Raw genomic sequence first — 17854 nt, 5'->3', positions numbered from 1 at the left:
CCAAGGTAGCACCTCCGGCGATGGGCGCAACAGCGGCACGCCCCCGGATGTTCCCCGGCCATCCCCTGGACACGCGGTGTTCGCTTCGGTGGTGTGAGATGCGGTGTGCACCACGCCAACCACTACTACGGCCACTCCCACGTGCTCGCCCGCTACTGCGGCCTCGACGACACCGATCCGCCGCGGCTGCACGGCTACCTCCAGCACGGATGGAACATCGGCGACGGCCTCGCGCCCGATCACGAGTACACGCCGGGCGTCCCGTCGTTCCTCTGGTCGGAGCGCACCCGGCGGCGTGCGTGGTCACTCGGCCGCCGCCAGGGGTACGTGGTCGGCGCCCCCTTCGCGTACCTGTTGGCCATGGAACCGGCGGCGGCGGACGACGAGCGGGAGGGCACCATCTGGTACCCGTTCCACGGCTGGGAGGGGCAGCACGTCGTCGGGGATCATGACGGCCTGATGGCGTCGATGCGCGAGGTCGAGGACGGCCCGGTCACGGTGTGCCTGTACTGGCAGGAGTTCCGCGACGGCAAGCTCCGGCGCCGGTACGAGGACGCCGGCTTCCGGGTGGTCTGCCACGGCTACCGCGGCGGCTGGTGGCAGGACCTCGACCCCGGGTTCCTCTACCGTCAGCTGGCCGAGCTACGCAGACACAAGCGGGTCGCGTCCAACCGGCTGTGCAGCGCGATCTTCTACGGTGCCCTGGCGGGTTGTGCGCCGGCCGTCTACGGCGATCCGATGCACCTCGAGAACGAGAAGCAGGCGTTCGGCGGCCAGCCCCGGATCCGGCGGGAATGGGCGGCGCTGCACGGCCCGTACGTCGATCCGGATCTCGCCGGTGCGGCCGCGGTCGCCGAACTCGGCGCCGACCGCCTGCTCGCCCCCGCCGAGCTGCGCCGCCTGCTCGGCTGGCCGATGCCCGACCGCGTCGCCGACGCCGAACTGACCGGAGTGCTGATCCGATGACCGTCCAGCTGATCGGCGGGGAGATGTCGGTGTGGTCCGATCTGGACGCCACACACGGTCCCGCCCCGGCCGGTGACCCGGCGCTGCGCCCGCTGCTGACCGCGATCACCGGCGACGTGCTGGTGGCCGGTCCGCACGCCCCCGAACTCGTCGACGCGATCCCGGCCGGGCGCGTCACGCTGCTGGTGCGCGGCGTCGCCGACGCCGAGTTCCTGGCGGCCCGCTACGCGTCCCGGCCCGGGGTGACGGTCTGTTGCGGCAGCCTGGACAAATTCTCGACGACCGCCGCGTACGACACAGTGGTCGCCCTTGATGGTCTTGATCGTCTTCTGACGCCCGAGGCGGCCGACCTGACCTGGGACGAGACGCTGACCCGGCTGCTCGCCGGGCTGAGCCCGCAGGGTCGCCTGCTGCTGCGCCTGGAGAACCTGTTCGGCGTGCACCGCCTGCTGTCGCTGCCGCCGACCCCGCCCGACACCGAATGGATCACCCCCGACGACCGCGACCCGACCCGCCCCCTCGGCCCCGACGCCGTGCGAGCCCGGCTGGCCTCGGCTGGTGTCGCAGTGACCCGCGACTATGCGGCCTACCCGGGTGCACTCCTGAGCGGGCCGGCCCTCACCGACCCGGCGCTGCAGGGCTTCTGGCAGGCGACCCTGGCCGCCGCCGCACCGATCGAACCCCAGCTCGCCGACCCCGCCCGCCTGATCACCGGCGCCCTGCGCCACCACCTGGCCGACGCCTTGGCCCCCGCCTGGATCTTCCTGGCCGGCCCCGCTTCCGCCGGTCCCGCTCCCGACGCCCTGATCGCGGCCCCCGCCGGGCCGGCCCCGAAGGCGGGCGCTGCCGGGCCGGCCCCGGAGGTGGGCGCTGCCGGGCCGGTCGCCGAGGTACGGCGGGAGGCCGGTGGCCGCTGGACCCACGGCGGAGTGCCGGTCCCGGTCGGGCGGACCCTGGCGGACCTCCTGCTGGCGGCGTGCGCGCGGCGGGCGCTCCCGGACGTCCGCCACCTGGTGACCGCGTGGCAGGCCGGTCCCGCCGCCGGGGTGCCGGCCGCCCAGGTGATCGTCGACGCCGACGGTGACCTGCACGGCCTGGCCCCCGCCGGTCCGCCGCTGCGGGCGCTGCGCCAGTTCGCCGCCTCGGCGATCGCCGGTGGACACGCCCATCTGTGGCCCGCACCCGCCGACGAGGCGTCGCTGACCGCCCTGCTGGCCGGCATGACGGGCCGCGAACTGGACCCGCGCGACGTCCCGGCGATCCCGCCCCCCGCGGTCGAGTCCGTCCGCGAGCTGATCATCGCCCGCGACCGCCTGACCCGCGAACTCGCCGACGCGCGCGCGAAACACGAGTTCTACGAGCGCCAGCTCGCCCGCCGTGACCACGACCTGAGACGGTTGCGCCAGCTCAACGCCGTACTCTCCGCCACCGCCCCGGGCCGAGCCGCGAACACCCTGGTCGGCGGCCTGAAAGCGGGCCGCCGGGCGGTACGCGCCGTGGTCCGCCGCGCCCGCGACTGACCCTTACCCGGTAACGCGGCCGGGCTCCGGAGTGACCGCGGGCGGGGCCGCGCGCTGCGCCGGGATCAGCACGCCCGTCGCCTCGGCCACCGGGCGGAGTGCGGTCAGGGTGGCGTAGCCCTGGGCCAGCAGGACCACGTCGCTGCCCGGTGCGGGGGCCGCACCCCGCTCGAAGGTCAGGCGGGCGAAGTCCTCGCCCTGCTCGGCGACGGCCATGCGGACCTGGCCGGCGGTTGCCAACGTGGCGTGGCGGATCTCGGCGGTGGGGCGGTCGGGGACGTTCAGGTTGGCCACTGTCCCGGGTGGGGTGCCGGCCAGCCAGTCGAGCAGGCCGGCGGCCAGGGTGGCGGCGGTGGGCCAGGGCAGGGCGGCGTCCTCGGCGAGGGTGAGCGGGCCGGTGTTGCCGGGGGTGAGCACGTCGAGGGAGACGGCCAGGCCGCGGGCACCGTGGTTGGCCGCGGTCAGGGCGGCGCCGACCGTGCCCGAGTGCAGGACCGCGGTGCCGGTGTTCGCCCCTCGGTTGATGCCGGACAGCACGATCTGCGGCGGGGGACCGAAGACGCCCAGGGCGGCGAGCACCACGATGTAGGCCGGGGACGCGGCCACGCCGTACCCGTGCGGTTTCTTCCGGAAGGTGATCCGGCCCCGGTCGGTGACCGCGGTCAGGGCGGCGCTCATGCCGCTGGCCTCCTCGGCGGGGGCCGCCACCACGGGGTTGAAGCCGTGTGCCCGCACCGCCTCGGCGAGGGCGATGAGGCCGGGGGCGTCGATGCCGTCGTCGTTGGTGATCAGGATTCGCATCCGGTCGGCTCCCCCTCCGCGGGCTCGGCCCGAAGCCCCGGTTCGGGACTTCCGCCTCTGCCCGGCCCGCCCATCGTCCCCGAGGCTTGCCGTGTTCACCAGCGACCGGAAGAGGAGCAATGCCACTTCCCTCGATCATTCAGGGCGGCATGGGGGTCGGTGTCTCGGGCTGGCGGCTCGCCGGGGCGGTGGCCGGCGCCGGTCAGCTGGGCGTCGTGTCCGGCGTGGCGCTCGACGTCCTGCTCGCGCGGCGGCTGCAGACCGGCGACGCCGGCGGGCACGTGCGCCGGGCACTCGCCGGTTTTCCGGTGCCGGCGGTGGCCCGGTCGGTGCTGGACCGCTTCTTCGTCCCGGGCGGCGTTCCGGACCGGCCGTTCCGGCCGATCTCCCGGCTCGGTCTGCGCCCTCGGCGGGAGGGTCAGCTGCTGTCCGTCGTCGCCGGCTTCGTCGAGGTGTTCCTGGCCAAGGAGGGCCATCGCGGGGTGGTCGGCGTCAACCTTCTCGAGAAGATCCAGATGGCGAACCCGGCCGCGGTGTACGGGGCCATGCTCGCCGGGGTCGACTACGTGCTGATGGGTGCCGGGCTGCCGACCGAGGTGCCCCGGCTGCTCGACGCGCTGGCCGAGCACCGGCCGGGCCGGTTGTCGGTCCAGGTGCACGGGGCGGTGGCCGATGACGACCACCATCTCACCCTCGACCCGGCCGAACTGCTCGGCGAGCGGCCGGGCCCGCTGCGGCGGCCGCGGCTGCTGGCGATCGTCTCGTCCGCGACGCTTGCCGGTTACCTCTGCCGGGAGGAGGCGACCCGGCCCGACGGTTTCGTGCTGGAGCACGCCAACGCGGGGGGCCACAGCGCCCGGCCCCGCGGCCGGCTGGTCCTCGACGACGACGGCGAACCGGTGTACGGCCCGCGCGACCGGCTCGACGTGGGCAAGGTCGCCGCGCTGGGTCTCCCGTTCTGGCTGGCCGGCGGGCAGGCGAGTCCGGCGTCGCTGGCCGCGGCCCGCGCCGCCGGCGCCACCGGCGTCCAGGTGGGCACGGCCTTCGCGCTGTGCCGGGAGTCCGGCTTGGACGACGACCTGCGGCATCGCCTGCTGCACGAGGCCTTCGTGGTACGCAACGACGTGCTCGCCTCCCCGACCGGGTTCCCGTTCAAGGTGGCGACCCTGGCCGGGACCGCCGCCGACGAGAAGGTCTACGCCGGGCGCCCCCGGATGTGCGACCTGAGTTACCTGCGCACGCCGTTCCGCCGGCCGGACGGGTCGGTGGGTTTCCGGTGCCCGGCCGAACCGGTGGACGAGTACGTGCGAAAGGGCGGCGCCGTCGAGGACACCGTGGGCAGCCGATGCCTGTGCAACGGCTTGCTCGCCACGGTCGGGTTCCCGCAGCGGCGGCCGGACGGTTATGTCGAGCCGCCGTTGGTGACCCTCGGCCAGGACCTGTCCTTCGTGCCGGCCCTGACCCGGCAGGGCGTCGACTACGGCGCCGTGGACGTCATCGACTACCTGCTGGCGGGCGCGGGCGAAGCGGGGGAGGGGGCGGTCAGCCCCCCACCCAGCTGACGACCTGCTGGCCGAGGAAGACCACGTTCAGTCCACTGAGCACGGTGACCACCGCGGTCATGCCGATCGTCGTGCCGACCGGGTTGACGTGCTCGCCCATGAGGTCGCGCCGGCTGGTCAGCCAGACCAGCGCGCCCAGCGCGAACGGGATGCCGAACGACAGGGCCACCTGGCTGAGCACCAGGGCCTGGGTCGGGTCGACGCCGGAGATCAGGAGCAGGATCGCGGGCGTCATGGTGATCGCGCGGCGCAGCCCGAGCGGGATGCGCAGGTTCAGGAACCCGTCCATGATGATCTGGCCGGCGGCGGTGCCGACACTCGACGAGGAGATGCCGGAGGCCAGCAGCGCCGCGGCGAACGCGAGGGCGGCCACGCCACCGACCATCCGGCCCAGGTCGGCGTGGACGCCGTCGAGGGTCACCGCGGGGGTTCCCGCCCCGTGGTGGAACAGTTTCGCGGCGATGGCGAGCATGCTCAGGTTGACCAGGCCGGCGAGGCCCATCGCGAGGGCGATGTCGACGCGGGCGAAGGCGAGCAGCCGGCGCGGGTCGGCGGCCCCGGTCCGGCCTACCCGGTTGCTCATCAGTCCGGAGTGCAGGTAGATGGCGTGCGGCATGACGGTGGCGCCGATGATGCCGACCGCGAACAGCAGGGTGCCGTCCCCGCTGATGTCCGGCACCAGCCCGGTCGCCACCCCCGAGGCCGCCGGCGGGACGGCGATGACCAGATAGACGAAGCCCGCGCAGATGAGCCCGAGCAGCGCGCCGATGGCCAGTTCGAACGGCCGGTGCCCGCGCCGCTGGAAGGCCAGGACGGCGAAGGCCAGGACCGCGGTGACCCCGGCCGCCATCGGCAGGGACATGCCGAACAGCAGGTTCAGCCCGATGGCGGCCCCGACGAACTCGGCGAGGTCGGTGGCCATCGCGACGATCTCGGCCTGCGCCCACATCGCCCACCGGGCGCGTGGGCGCATCCGGTCCCGGCAGAGTTGCGGCAGGCTGCGGCCGGTGACGATGCCGAGCTTGGCGGCCAGGTACTGGATCGGCATGGCCACCAGGTTCGCCAGCACCACCACCCAGACGAGGCGGTAACCGGTGCTGGCGCCGCCGGCGAAGTTGGTGGCGAAGTTACCCGGGTCGAGATAGGCGATGGCCGCGACGAACGCCGGCCCCAGGGCGGTGGCGGCCCGGACGCGGCCCGGCGCCGCGGGCCGGGCGGCGACGAGTCCGGGGGCCGCCACCGGAAGCGGCGAGGTCTGGGTCACGGGTCGGGTTCCCCTCGTGGGCGGCGTGGTGGGTGCGGAGGCGACGGACTGCTCAGCCGCTGACCCGTACCTCGCCGTTGACCCCCTTGGGGTAGAAGCCACCGTGGCTGACCTTGCCGGGGTTCAGGTAGACGATGTTCAGCACGTGTCCGGGCGTCCGGCCGAAGGCGATGCCGTTGGTGTCGGTGGGGTTGATGTTGGCCTCGCCGTACGCGGTGATGCCCTGGTCGTCCAGCGGCGGGCCGTCCAGGCTGTTGCGGGCCGCGGAGAGCTTCTTGACCGGCCCCGACATGCCCTTCTCGAACAGCGAGGTGCGGATCGTGGCCGCGTGGTACGCCTCGACCGCGAGGATGCCGGCGGCGGCGCCCAGGTAGGTCTTGTTGGTGATCAGCGGCGCGGCACCCTTGTAGGCGGTCACGCCGACGTCCTCGAACAGGAACGCGGCGAGCAGGAAGTTGTCCTCATTGGCGTACGGGTCGAAGGTGTCGGTCATGCCGATCAGCCCGGCGGCGCGGGCGGCGGCGGTGAAACTGTCCCGGATGTCGATGGCCGGTCGGGACACCGCGGCGCCGCCGAGAGCCTTGCGCAGGAAGGCGACGTGGGCCTGCTCGTCGGCGGCGATCTCCTTGGCGTACTGCTTGATCCGCGGGGTCTGGAACGGCACCTCGTACCCGCCGGTCACGCCGCCGCGGACACCCTTGCCCGTCGTCCAGCTGTCCGGCAGGCCCTCGCCGGTGACGGCGTGCAGATAGAACTCGGCCTCCAGATATTCCAGGTTGAGCGCGAAGTTCAGGACGGCGCCGTCGCTGGGGGCGGCGCCGGCGGCGGCGAACTCCGTCGCCGTCACGTCGGCGGCCTCGGTGTCGCCGGCCGCCTGCGCGACGGTGGCCCCGCCGAGCGCGCCGGCCCCGATCACGCCGAGGCCGAGTGCCCCCGCGCTCTGCAGGAACCGGCGGCGGTCCGCGCCGTTCTCCGAACTGCGTTCGATCATGTCCTTGACCATTTTTTTACCGAACATGCGGAACTCCTCACAACGTTGTGGGCGCGCTTGTACGGGTGCGAAGAGACGCACCTGAAGAAGGGGAAGGCCGGGCGGCGGGTGTCATTGTCGGACCGCCGCGTTCGCCGCCGTTTCGAGTGGATCAGTTAGGAACGTAACCGCCGACCCGCGGGGCCCGGGTGGGAAATCCGAAACCCGCGTGATCGCCGATAGCCGGACTGATTCAGGTGTGCCGGGAGGCGTCGCGGGGGGCTGCAGTGACTGCGCCGACCGGCCGCCCCGGAGAGTGTCCACAGCGGAGAAGTCAGGCGTTCATCGAGCCGCGGGCCCGGCCGCCACTTCGTCGTAGATGCCCTCGAGGCGGCGGTTCTGCACGGCCAGGTCGAACTTCGCCCGCATCCGGGCGCGGCCCTGGGCGCCGAGCCGTTCCCGCAGCGGCTCGTCGGCGAGCAGCCGGGCGAGGTTGCCGGCCAGGGCCTGCCGATCGCCCTCGGCGCCGAGCAGGCCGGTCTCGCCGTCGGTCACCGCCTCCGGGATGCCGCTGTGCCGGGTCGCGACGACCGGCAGCCCGAGCGCGGCGGCCTCCATGACCGTGGTCGGCAGTCCCTCGGTGTCGCCGTCGGCGGCGGTGCGCGACGGTGCGGCGAGCAGCCGGGACGCGGTCAGGACCTCGAGCACTTCGGCCGGGGTCCGGGTGCCCAGGAACGTGGCGTCGACGCGCAGTTCCCGGGCGTACTCCTGGATCGCCGGAAGCAATGGTCCGGAGCCGACGAGAACCGCCCGGGGTTTGGCCGGGCCGAGCGCCGCGAGGGCGGCCAGGAGGTCGTCGGCGCCTTTCTTCTCCACGAAGCGCCCGACGAACGCCACGTCCCACTGTTTCGGGACCGGCCGCACCTCGGCCGGGATGGGCACGCCGGTGTAGTGCACGCGGACCTTCGCCGGGTCGGCGCCCCGGTCGATCGCCCGGTTGCGGATCACCTCGGAGACCGCGAGGATCAGCGCCGCGCGGTCGAAGACGGTGCGCAGGTTGCGCCGGTAGCGGACGCCTTTGGCGCCACCGGCGGTGGGCTGCCGGGTGACGTCGTGGCCGTGCGCCGTGACGATCAGCGGGATCCCCAACTCGGCCGCGGAGCCGCTGATCAGCCAGCCGTCGCCACCGAAGTGGGCGTGGATCAGCCGGGGCCCGACGTCGGCGATCATCCGCCGCAGGCGGGGCGACCGGCCGGTCAGGCGCAGGCGCAGGAAGGCGTTGCGGTCGGCTTGCGAGGGGTACGCGATGAGGTCGGTGTCCCGGGCGACGGCCGACTCCTGCTTGGTCGCCCCGAGGTAGACCGGCTGCCACCGGGTGAGGGCGTCACCCTGGTTGCGCACGAACGTCTCGGAGGCGCCGAGCATGGCGCTGCGCCAGATCGCGACCCTCATGTCAGCGTCCCAGGATCGCGTCGCGCAGGCGGTGCCGCACGTTCGGCGGCAGGCTCCAGATCTGCAGGAACGTCACGTAGTCGATGGTGCCCGGCCGGCCGTGGGTGCGGGCCTCGGCCAGCAGCTCGCGGAAGACCCGGCCGCTGCGGGTCGGCGCGGCCATCGAGCTGAGCACGCTCATCGTGTACGCCGCGTAGGCGCGCTCGGTGAACAGGGCCCGGTTGGCGCGCAGCCACTCGAGCTGTTCCTCCCACGGGTTCTGCAGGCTGATCCGGTCGCGGTCCTCGTCCTGGTGCCAGAGCACGAGCGCGTCGTCGGCGTAGAGCAGCTCGACGTCGGGCTCCCGGACGACCCGCAGCGCCCAGTCGAGTTCCTGCTGGCGGCGTAGCCCGACGGTGAACGGCACCCGCCGCAGCAACTCGGTCGGCGCCATGATCGTCGAGGTCTGGATGAAGCCGTCGCCGTAGAACAGGCCCTTGCGCACGGTGAAGTACTCGCTGAGGGGTTCGCCGGGGGCGGGCAGCCGGCGCGGCATGATCGTGTCGGCGCGCGGGGTGCGGCTGATCATGCGGGTGGCGACCACCGGGGCGGCCCGGGTGGCGGTCGCGGCCAGCGCCAGCTGGGTCTCGATCTTGGCCGGGAGCCACTCGTCGTCGTCGTCGAGCAGCGCTGTCCACTTCCCCCGGGCGGCGCGGGCGCCCTGGTTGCGGGCGTTCGGCGCCTTGCCGCGTTCGGGCAGTTCGAGCACCCGCACCCGCTCGTCGCCGATCGTCCGCAGGTGTTCCCGGGTGCCCGGGTCGGGACCGTCGACGACCACGACGACCTCGAGGTCGTCGTGGGTCTGGGCGAGCGCGCTGCGGACGGCGCGGGCGGCCAGTTCCGGCCGGTTGAGCGTCGGGATGACGACGCTGACGTCCGGGTTTGCGGACATGTGGACCTGCTTAGCGGAAGGGGGCGCTGGGCTGGTCGGAGAGTATGGGCGCCGGGCGGCCGGTCGGTGAACGCGAGGGAAATGCCCGGCGTCCTCAGGACACTCGTAGAGATTTCTCACGAAATTCTCATGATCCGGACGCATCGTAAAGGGCTGCGGCATCCGTCTTAATACGTGAAGCCGTAGAGGAGATGATCTTGAGAAGAGTCGCCAGGAGTCGTCGGCCGAGCAATCGCCGGCGAAGCCCTCGCTGGGCGCGCGTGTGCCTCATGCTCGGTGCTTTGCTGGCCGTGGCCGGCGCCGGATCGGTCGTGGCCATCCAGGCGACCGTCGGGGCGGCCACCAAGTCGGTCACCCAGCAGAGCCTGATCGGCTCGGCCTCGACCACCGAGCAGGTCAAGCGGGCCTCGATCAAGGGGGCCAAGAACATCCTGCTCGTCGGCATCGACGCCCGTAAGGACGCGCTGCCCACGGCCGGCACCCGCAGCGACTCGATAATCCTGCTGCACATCCCGTCCGACCACGAGTCGGGCTACATGATCTCGCTGCCCCGCGACAGCTACGTGCCGATCCCCGCCTACGACAACGGCAAGCAGTCGTTCGGCGGCGGCCGTAACAAGATCAACTCAGCGTTCTTCTTCGGCAGCCGCGGACTGACCGGGCCCGCCGCCCTGTCGCACGGCTTCGAACTGCTCTCCCTGACCATCAAGCAGCTCACCGGCATCACCCCCGACGCCGGCGCGATCATCGACTTCCAGGGCTTCAAGCAGGTCGTCAACGTGCTCGGCAAGGTGTGCATGTACGTGGACGAGGACACCACCTCGATCCACATCGGCAAGGACAACAAGACCGGCCAGCCCGCCGCGCCCTATGTGATCAACAAGGACGGCACCCTGAAGTCGAAGATCAAGGGCGTCACCGCGAACTTCTACGCCAAGGGCAACCACTGCTTCACCCCGACCGAGGCGCTCGACTTCGTCCGCCAGCGCGACCTGCTCGCCAACAACGACTTCGACTACGGGCGCCAGCGCCACCAGCAGCAGTTCTTCAAGGCGATCATCAACCAGGCGGTGCAGGACGGCCTCTCCTCGCCGACCAAGCTGCCCGGCCTGATCAAGGCGATCGGCTCCACCATGACGGTCGACACCCAGGGCATCTCGCTCGAGGACTGGGCGTTCGCGATGCGGGGCATCCGGCCCGACGCCCTGGTCACGATCAAGACGAACGAGGGCAAGTTCAACCCGAGACGGGTCAGCGGCATCGGCGACGTCGAGATCCTCAGCGACGACAGCCTCGCCCTGCTGAAGGCGGCCCGGAACGACACCGTCGCGCAGTTCGCCACCACCCACCCGACCTGGGTGTCCAGCACGTAGTCCGGCCCGGCGGGGTCGACCCGGGCCGGTAATTCTCAGAACGGCCCGGGTCCGGCCGATAACGACATCTGTGATCCAGGCAAGGTCCGCAGCCGCGGCCATCCGCGCAGCGTTGTCCCTCGCGCTGCGCCGTGACCCCGTCATGATCGCGGCCGTGCTCTGGACCGTCGCCGGTATCGGCATGCTGTTCACCCTGTCCGGCCACGAATCCGGCCAGGTCCGGGCGTTCTGGGCGTTCCAGCCGCCGCTCGACGCCCTGCTCGCCTATTCCGCCTGGCGGGTCTGCCGGATGGCAACCGGAGCGCTGCGCCGCTTCTGGCGGGTCCTCGCCGTCGCCGGCGTGCTCTTCACGATCGGTGACACCACCCAGGCGGTCCTGGCGTTCCACCAGGACGGGCAGTCGTCGACGGCCGGCGGCACGGTGCAGGGCGCCTGCTTCGGGGTCGGCATGGGCGCGGTCATCGTGGCCATGCTGCTGCACCCGCTGCCCGGCCAGTCCCGCCGCGAGAAGATGGCCTTCTGGCTCGACTCCACCACCGTTCTCGTCGGCGGCGCCGTGGTGGCCTGGTGCTTCGCCGTCGGCAACAACGGCACCCAGGACCTGTTCGGCACCCTCGCGACCGGCGCGGTCATCCTCACCTCCGGGTTCGCCGCGGTGAAGCTGGCGCTGTCCGGCAACGCGCCGATGCACAAGGCGGCCGCCATCCCGATGGTGATCTCGGCCGGCATCAACTGCATCGGCTTCTTCCTGCCCTCCGGCGACGACGGCCAGCTGCCCGCCTACGTCTACGCGGCGCGGTTCGCCCCGTCGCTGTTCATCGCGATGGGTCCGCGCATCCAGGAGATCGTGGTCCGGTTCGACGAGACGACCGCGTTCGGGTCACGGCGGCGGCGTCCCTACAGCCTTCTGCCGTACGGCTCCATCGCCGTCGCCTTCACCGCGGTGCTCGCCGCCCTGCCCCGCGACGCGAACACCAAGCTGTGGGGTGCGGTCAGCGGCCTCGGTCTGATCTTCGCCCTGGTCGTGCTGCGGCAGCTGGCGGCGTTCCATGACAACACGCGCCTGATCGAGCGGCTCGACGCCACCCTGGCCGAGCTGCGCGAACACGAGGCCCGGCTGCGCCACCAGGCGTTGTTCGACGGCCTGACCGGGCTGGCCAACCGCACCCACTTCCACGAGGAGGTGACCACGGCGCTGGCCACCTGCACACCCGGCACGGTCTCGCTGCTGCTCATCGACCTCGACGGCTTCAAGGCGGTGAACGACACGCTCGGCCACGAGGCCGGTGACGCCCTGCTGGCCGGCGTCGCGGCGAAGCTGACCTCGTCGGTGCGCGCGGGCGACATGGTGGCGCGGCTGGGCGGCGACGAGTTCGCGATCCTGCTGCGCGACTGCTCGGACGAGGACGCGATGCTCACCTCGAAGCGGATCCTCGAGGCGTTCGCCGAACCGATCGCCTACGGCGCCACCGCGGTGCGCGCCAACGCCAGCATCGGCTTCGCCTGCGCCGAACCGGGGGACGAGGTCAGCGGCCTGTTGCGGGCCGCCGACCTGGCGATGTACGCCGCCAAGCACGACGGCAAGGGCACCTGGATGCGCTACCACGAGAGCATGCAGCCCACGGGGCGCTGAGCCACCGCCGGGCGGGCGCCGGCGCCCGTGCAACAGAACAGTCACGGCGGCTTCCGTTCCTGGCGTGAATCCGCCAAGCTGCGACGCGTGCAGCCAGACGTGCTCGGCCTCGGGGCCGACGAGTCCGCGGCCTACCGTGCCCTGATCACGGTGCCGTCGGCCGGGCCCGACGAGTTCGCGTCGCTGATGCGCGTGCCCGCCGAGAACGCCCGCAATCTGCTCGCCGGCCTCGAGACCAGGGGTCTGGCGGTGCGCAGCCTCGGCGACCCGGACCGGTTCGTGGCCGCACCGCCCGCGCCGACGCTGCGCGAGCCGCTGCCGCGCCGGCGGGAGGAACTGGCCCGCGCCGAGGCCGAGCTGGGTGTGCTCGACGAGGTCTACCGGGCGGCGGCACTTCGGCCGGGTGCCCCCGGCGTGGTCGACGTGCTGCCCGGGGCGGCCGAGATCCGGGAGGTGTTCGGCCGGCTCCAGCTCGGCGCCCGCGACGAGGTGCTGTCACTGGTCAAGGCCCCGATCGCGGTGATCAGCGCGGCCGACAACGTCGAGCAGGACAGCGCGGTGGCGCGCGGCGTCCGGTACCGGGTGGTGTTCGAGCGCGCGATGCTCGACGAGGAACCGGACGCGTACGCGCGCATCGTGGCGGCCCGGGCGGCCGGTGAGCAGATCCGGATCGCCGACGCCGTACCCGTCAAGCTGTTGATCGTCGATCGGGCGCAGGCGTTCATGCCGCTGCACGCCGGCGGTCCGCCCGGCGCGTTGCTGATCCGGGAGAGCGGGCTGGTGCGGGCGCTGGTGGCGCTCTTCGAGTTCCAGTGGCGGAAGGCGACGCCGGACGGCGGGAGATCGCTCGACGAATCGGACGCCCGGATCGTCGGTCTGCTGATGACCGGCCTGACCGACGAGGCGGTGGCGGCCCATCTGGGCACGTCGTTACGCACGGTCCAGCGCCGGGTGCGGCACCTGATGGAAGTGACGGGTGGACGGACCCGTATGCAGCTCGGTTTCCACGTCGCCCGTCTCGGTTGGTTGGACTGACCAACACCGTCTGTTATCGATAACAATTTGGTCTCTCAACTGGCAGAACACATTTGGGAAACAAGTTTCCTCAACATGTCGCGGACGTTGCCAGAACTGTTGACACCCCCGTTGTTAGCGTTCACACTCGACGCCACGCCGCTGCCCCGACGAAGGAGTTCTGCGCAATGAAACTTTCCCGGATGGGGGCCATCGCCTCCGCCGTAGTCCTTACCGCGGCCCTGGCCGCTTGTGGTTCGAGCGAGAAGACCGGCGACAAGGCGTCGTCCGGCTCGGGCAACACCAAGGGCGCTCTCATCGGTGTCACCATGCCGACCCGGTCCTCCGAGCGGTGGATCGCCGACGGTGACAACCTGAAGAAGCAGCTGGAGGCCCTGGGCTACCAGGTCGACCTGCAGTACGCCGAGAACGACATCCCGACCCAGACCCAGCAGCTGGACAACCAGATCACCAAGGGCGCCAAGCTGCTGATCATCGCCTCGATCGACGGCACCGCGATCACCACCCAGCTGGACAACGCGAAGACCAACAACATCCCGGTCATCGCCTACGACCGGCTGATCCGCAACAGCCCGAACGTCGACTACTACGCCACCTTCGACAACGCCAAGGTGGGCGTGCAGCAGGCGACCTCGCTGCTGACCGGGCTCAAGGTGCTCAACGCCGACGGTTCGAAGGGCACCGCGAAGGGCCCGTTCAACGTCGAGCTGTTCGCCGGCTCGCCCGACGACAACAACGCGACGTTCTTCTTCAACGGCGCGATGACGGTGCTCAAGCCGTACATCGACAACGGCACCATCGTCGTCAAGAGCGGCCAGAAGGACTTCAAGACGGTCGCCATCCTGCGGTGGGAGCCCAAGACCGCGCAGGACCGCATGGAGAACCTGCTGACCTCCACCTACAAGGGTGGCGCGAAGGTCGACGGCGTCCTCTCGCCCTACGACGGCCTGTCGATCGGCATCCTGTCGGCGCTCAAGAGCAACGGCTACGGCACCGCCGCGCAGCCCTACCCGGTCGTCACCGGCCAGGACGCCGAGCTCGCCTCGGTCAAGTCGATCCTCAAGGGTGAGCAGTACTCGACGATCTACAAGGACACCCGCGAGCTGGCCAAGACCACTGTCGCCATGGCCGACGCGGTCCTCAAGGGCGGCAAGCCCGAGGTCAACAACACCACCGACTACGACAACGGCAAGAAGGTCGTCCCGTCGATGCTGCTGCAGTCGGTCATCGTGGACAAGTCCAACTACCAGAAGGTCCTGGTCGATGGCGGCTACTACACCCAGGCCCAGCTGGGTTCCTGACCACAGATGACCGAGTCAATCCTCCGCATGCGGAGCATCACCAAGACGTTCCCGGGCGTGAAGGCGCTCTCGGACGTCAACCTGGAGGTGCTCCGCGGCGAGATCCACGCGATCTGCGGGGAGAACGGCGCCGGAAAGTCCACCCTCATGAAGGTGCTTTCCGGCGTCTACCCGCACGGTGACTACGACGGCACCATCGAGTTCGAGGGTGCGGAATGCCAGTTCTCCGGCATCCGCGACTCCGAGCACCGGGGCATCGTGATCATCCACCAGGAGCTCGCACTCGCGCCGAACCTGTCCATTGCCGAGAACATCTTCCTCGGCAATGAGCAGGCCAAGCGCGGGCTGATCGACTGGAACCGCACCAATGCCGCAGCGGCCGGTCTGCTGCGGCGCGTCGGCCTGCGGGAGAACCCCACCACCCAGGTCGTCGAACTCGGTGTCGGCAAGCAGCAACTGGTGGAGATCGCCAAGGCGCTCTCCAAGCAGGTCAAACTGCTGATCCTCGACGAGCCCACGGCGGCGCTCAACGACGAGGACTCGGCTCACCTGCTCAACCTGCTGCGCGGCCTGCGCGACGAGGGGATCACCTGCGTGATCATCTCGCACAAGCTCAACGAGGTCCTCTCGATCGCCGACCGGGTGACCGTCCTGCGCGACGGCCGGACGATCTCCACACTGGACAGCGAGGGCCTGACCGAAGACAAGATCATCTCCGGCATGGTGGGACGGGACCTCGAACACCGGTTCCCGCCGCACGAGTCGACCGTCGGCGAGGAAGTCCTGCGCATCGAGGACTGGAGCGTGCACAGCCCGACCCAGCACGGCCGGCTCCTCGTCGACAAGGCCAACCTCGTACTCCGGCGCGGTGAGGTCGTCGGTCTCGCCGGCCTGATGGGGGCCGGGCGCACCGAACTCGCGATGAGCGTGTTCGGCCGCGCCTACGGCGCGAACATCTCCGGCAAGGTCTTCAAGAACGGCCGGGAGATCCAGATGCGGTCCGTGCGCGAGGCGATCGACCACGGCATCGCGTACGCGACGGAAGACCGCAAGAAGTACGGGCTGAACCTGATCGAGGACATCAAGCGGAACGTCTCCGCCGCCGCCCTCGGCAAGCTCGCCAAGTCCGGCTGGGTCGACGACAACGAGGAATACAAGGTCGCCGACGGATTCCGCAAGTCGATGAACATCAAGGCGCCGAGCGTCTCGAGCATCACCGGCAAGCTCTCCGGCGGCAACCAGCAGAAGGTCGTCCTGTCCAAGTGGATCTTCACCGATCCGGACGTCCTGATCCTCGACGAACCGACCCGCGGCATCGACGTCGGTGCCAAGTACGAGATCTACACGATCATCAATGCGCTCGCCGACCAGGGGAAAGCCGTCCTGGTCATCTCGTCCGAACTGCCCGAGCTGCTCGGACTCTGCGACCGCATCTACACCCTCTCGGCCGGGCGGATCACCGGTGAGGTCCCGCGCGCCGAAGCCACCCAGGAGGGTCTGATGACCCTCATGACCGCGGGACAGGAGGCGGGCAAGTGAGCCTCGCACCCACCAATGCCGACATGGTCGTCCTGCCGAACCCCGGCGCGCCCGACGACAATTCCGGCAAGCCCGGGTTCTCCGTCAACCTGCGGCAGAGCGGCATCTACATCGCCTTCGCCGGCATCGTGGTGCTGTTCACGATCCTCACCGGCGGCGACCTGATCGCGCCGCAGAACATCAGCAACATCATCGTCCAGAACTCGTACATCCTGATTCTGGCGATCGGCATGATCCTGGTGATCATCGCCGGGCACATCGACCTCTCGGTCGGCTCGATCGTCGCCGCCTCCGGCGCCATCGCCGCCGTCCTGATGGTCAATCAGAATGTGCCATGGCCCCTCGCGATCCTGCTCACGCTCCTGTTCGGAGCGTTGATCGGAGCGTGGCAGGGCTACTGGGTGGCCTACTTCGGGATCCCGGCGTTCATCGTGACGCTGGCCGGCATGCTGCTGTTCCGGGCGATCACCTACATGATCCTCGGCAACCGTGGCATCGGCCCGTTCCCGGACTCGGTCCGCACCCTGTCGAACGGGTTCACCAACGGCTACCTCGGCAACATCGGGCTCGGCGCGCTCGGCGGCGCCGATCTGTTCAGCCTGCTTGTCGGTGTCCTCGCGGTGGCCGGCTTCGCGGTGACCCAATGGCGTTCACGCGCCGGCCGGCTCCGCTACGGCCAGAACGTCGACACGCTGGTGGTGTTCGTCGCGAAGATCGCCGTCGCCGCCGTCGTCGTCATGTTCGTGATCGTCCAGCTGGCCCGCTTCCGCAACCTCCCGTGGGTGCTGGTCCTGCTGGCCTTCCTGGTGCTCGGCTACTCGGTGCTGTCCCAGCGCTCGGTGTTCGGCCGCCAGATCTACGCCGTCGGCGGCAACCTGCAGGCCGCCACGCTCTCCGGCGTGAAGGTCAAGTCGGTCATGTTCTGGATCTTCGTGAACATGGGCGTCCTGTCCGCGGTGGCCGGCATCATCTTCGCCGGCCGCCTCAACCAGGCCAACCCGACCGCCGGCAACCAGTTCGAGCTGGACGCCATCGCCGCCGCCTTCATCGGTGGCGCCGCGGTCCAGGGCGGCGTGGGCAAGGTCGTCGGCGCCATCACCGGTGGCCTCATCATGGGCGTCATCAACAACGGCATGAGCCTGATCGGCGCCCCGTCCGAACAGGTAATGCTGGTCAAGGGCGCGGTCCTGCTGGCCGCCGTCGCCTTCGACGTCTGGACCAAGCGCCGGGCCGGCGCCTCGCGCTGACCCAGCCCCCGAACGGCGCCCGGCCCCCAAGCCGGGCGCCGTTCTGCGTCCGCCCCAGTTCCGGCTGGGCCGACTCGTTGCCGCCCCCATTCCTTGCCGCCCCTACTCCTTGCCGCCCCCCACTCCTTGCCGCTCCGCCCTCTCGCCGGGGCCGCCCCGTGCGGCGTCCGGTGCCACGCCACCGCCGCAACGTCCGCCCGCTGCGCCGGCACCCGCGCTATGCCGGCACCCGCGCTATGCCGGCACCCGCGCTGCGCCGG

14 protein-coding genes are annotated in these 17854 nt (G+C 71.0%); 9 read left to right on the top strand and 5 right to left on the bottom strand.

The features are described 5' to 3' along the window. The first annotated feature begins 105 nt into the window (after window positions 1-105). Together Afe05nite_RS34150 and Afe05nite_RS34145 are read left to right on the top strand one after the other, a co-directional pair. The gene (locus Afe05nite_RS34150) at window positions 106-966 is read left to right on the top strand and encodes a hypothetical protein (protein ID WP_203821413.1); all 861 of its coding nucleotides are present in this window, start codon (window positions 106-108) and stop codon (window positions 964-966) included. Continuing rightward, window positions 963-2486 carry a hypothetical protein gene (locus Afe05nite_RS34145; RefSeq protein WP_203821412.1) on the top strand — a complete coding sequence of 508 codons (1524 nt, stop codon included), beginning with the start codon at window positions 963-965 and terminating at the stop codon, window positions 2484-2486. The genes Afe05nite_RS34150 and Afe05nite_RS34145 overlap by 4 nt, the downstream gene beginning before the upstream one ends. A gap of 3 nt (window positions 2487-2489) precedes the next feature. Here Afe05nite_RS34145 and surE read toward each other — a convergent pair whose 3' ends face one another. Continuing rightward, a complete protein-coding gene (gene surE / locus Afe05nite_RS34140; protein ID WP_203821411.1) occupies window positions 2490-3287 on the bottom strand; it encodes a 5'/3'-nucleotidase SurE in 798 nt (265 codons plus the stop codon). 119 nt (window positions 3288-3406) lie between these two features. Between surE and Afe05nite_RS34135 the strand changes: the two genes are divergently transcribed. Further along, complete coding sequence (locus tag Afe05nite_RS34135) at window positions 3407-4849, top strand: nitronate monooxygenase (protein ID WP_203821410.1); 1443 nt, start codon at window positions 3407-3409, stop codon at window positions 4847-4849. Here the strand turns inward: Afe05nite_RS34135 and Afe05nite_RS34130 are convergent. The 4 genes from Afe05nite_RS34130 to Afe05nite_RS34115 form a co-directional block, all read right to left on the bottom strand. Further along, window positions 4830-6113 (bottom strand): Nramp family divalent metal transporter, encoded by a 1284-nt coding sequence (locus Afe05nite_RS34130; RefSeq protein WP_239118405.1) that lies wholly within the window; start codon window positions 6111-6113, stop codon window positions 4830-4832. The genes Afe05nite_RS34135 and Afe05nite_RS34130 overlap by 20 nt on opposite strands. Window positions 6114-6165: 52 nt before the next feature. Continuing rightward, entirely contained in the window at window positions 6166-7131 is a 966-nt protein-coding gene (locus Afe05nite_RS34125) for a ferritin-like domain-containing protein (protein ID WP_203821409.1), read from the bottom strand. A gap of 294 nt (window positions 7132-7425) precedes the next feature. Next, window positions 7426-8535: a glycosyltransferase gene (locus Afe05nite_RS34120; protein WP_203821408.1), complete on the bottom strand. Its 1110-nt coding sequence runs from the start codon at window positions 8533-8535 to the stop codon at window positions 7426-7428. A 1-nt stretch (window position 8536) separates the two neighbouring features. After that, window positions 8537-9466, bottom strand: a complete 930-nt coding sequence (locus Afe05nite_RS34115; protein WP_203821407.1) for a glycosyltransferase family 2 protein — start codon at window positions 9464-9466, stop codon at window positions 8537-8539. A gap of 269 nt (window positions 9467-9735) precedes the next feature. On the opposite strand from Afe05nite_RS34115, the gene Afe05nite_RS34110 reads away from it, so the two are divergent. From Afe05nite_RS34110 to mmsB, 6 genes are all read left to right on the top strand, one after another. After that, the gene (locus Afe05nite_RS34110; RefSeq protein WP_239118404.1) at window positions 9736-10839 is read left to right on the top strand and encodes an LCP family protein; all 1104 of its coding nucleotides are present in this window, start codon (window positions 9736-9738) and stop codon (window positions 10837-10839) included. A gap of 70 nt (window positions 10840-10909) precedes the next feature. Further along, on the top strand, window positions 10910-12472 hold the full coding sequence (locus Afe05nite_RS34105; protein WP_239118403.1) for a GGDEF domain-containing protein: 1563 nt from the start codon (window positions 10910-10912) through the stop codon (window positions 12470-12472). An 87-nt stretch (window positions 12473-12559) separates the two neighbouring features. Continuing rightward, entirely contained in the window at window positions 12560-13507 is a 948-nt protein-coding gene (locus tag Afe05nite_RS34100) for a helix-turn-helix domain-containing protein (RefSeq protein WP_203821405.1), read from the top strand. A 167-nt stretch (window positions 13508-13674) separates the two neighbouring features. After that, the gene (gene chvE, locus Afe05nite_RS34095; RefSeq protein WP_203821404.1) at window positions 13675-14808 is read left to right on the top strand and encodes a multiple monosaccharide ABC transporter substrate-binding protein; all 1134 of its coding nucleotides are present in this window, start codon (window positions 13675-13677) and stop codon (window positions 14806-14808) included. A 6-nt stretch (window positions 14809-14814) separates the two neighbouring features. Beyond that, window positions 14815-16347 carry a multiple monosaccharide ABC transporter ATP-binding protein gene (gene mmsA, locus Afe05nite_RS34090; protein ID WP_203821403.1) on the top strand — a complete coding sequence of 511 codons (1533 nt, stop codon included), beginning with the start codon at window positions 14815-14817 and terminating at the stop codon, window positions 16345-16347. Next, complete coding sequence (gene mmsB / locus Afe05nite_RS34085) at window positions 16344-17594, top strand: multiple monosaccharide ABC transporter permease (RefSeq protein ID WP_203821402.1); 1251 nt, start codon at window positions 16344-16346, stop codon at window positions 17592-17594. The genes mmsA and mmsB overlap by 4 nt, the downstream gene beginning before the upstream one ends. The last annotated feature ends 260 nt before the right edge of the window (window positions 17595-17854 follow it).

The organism is Paractinoplanes ferrugineus (assembly GCF_016862195.1).
GTDB lineage: Bacteria > Actinomycetota > Actinomycetes > Mycobacteriales > Micromonosporaceae > Actinoplanes > Actinoplanes ferrugineus.
The sequence above is the reverse complement of the archived record's forward strand: the minus strand, read 5'-3'. Positions and strand labels throughout refer to the sequence as shown.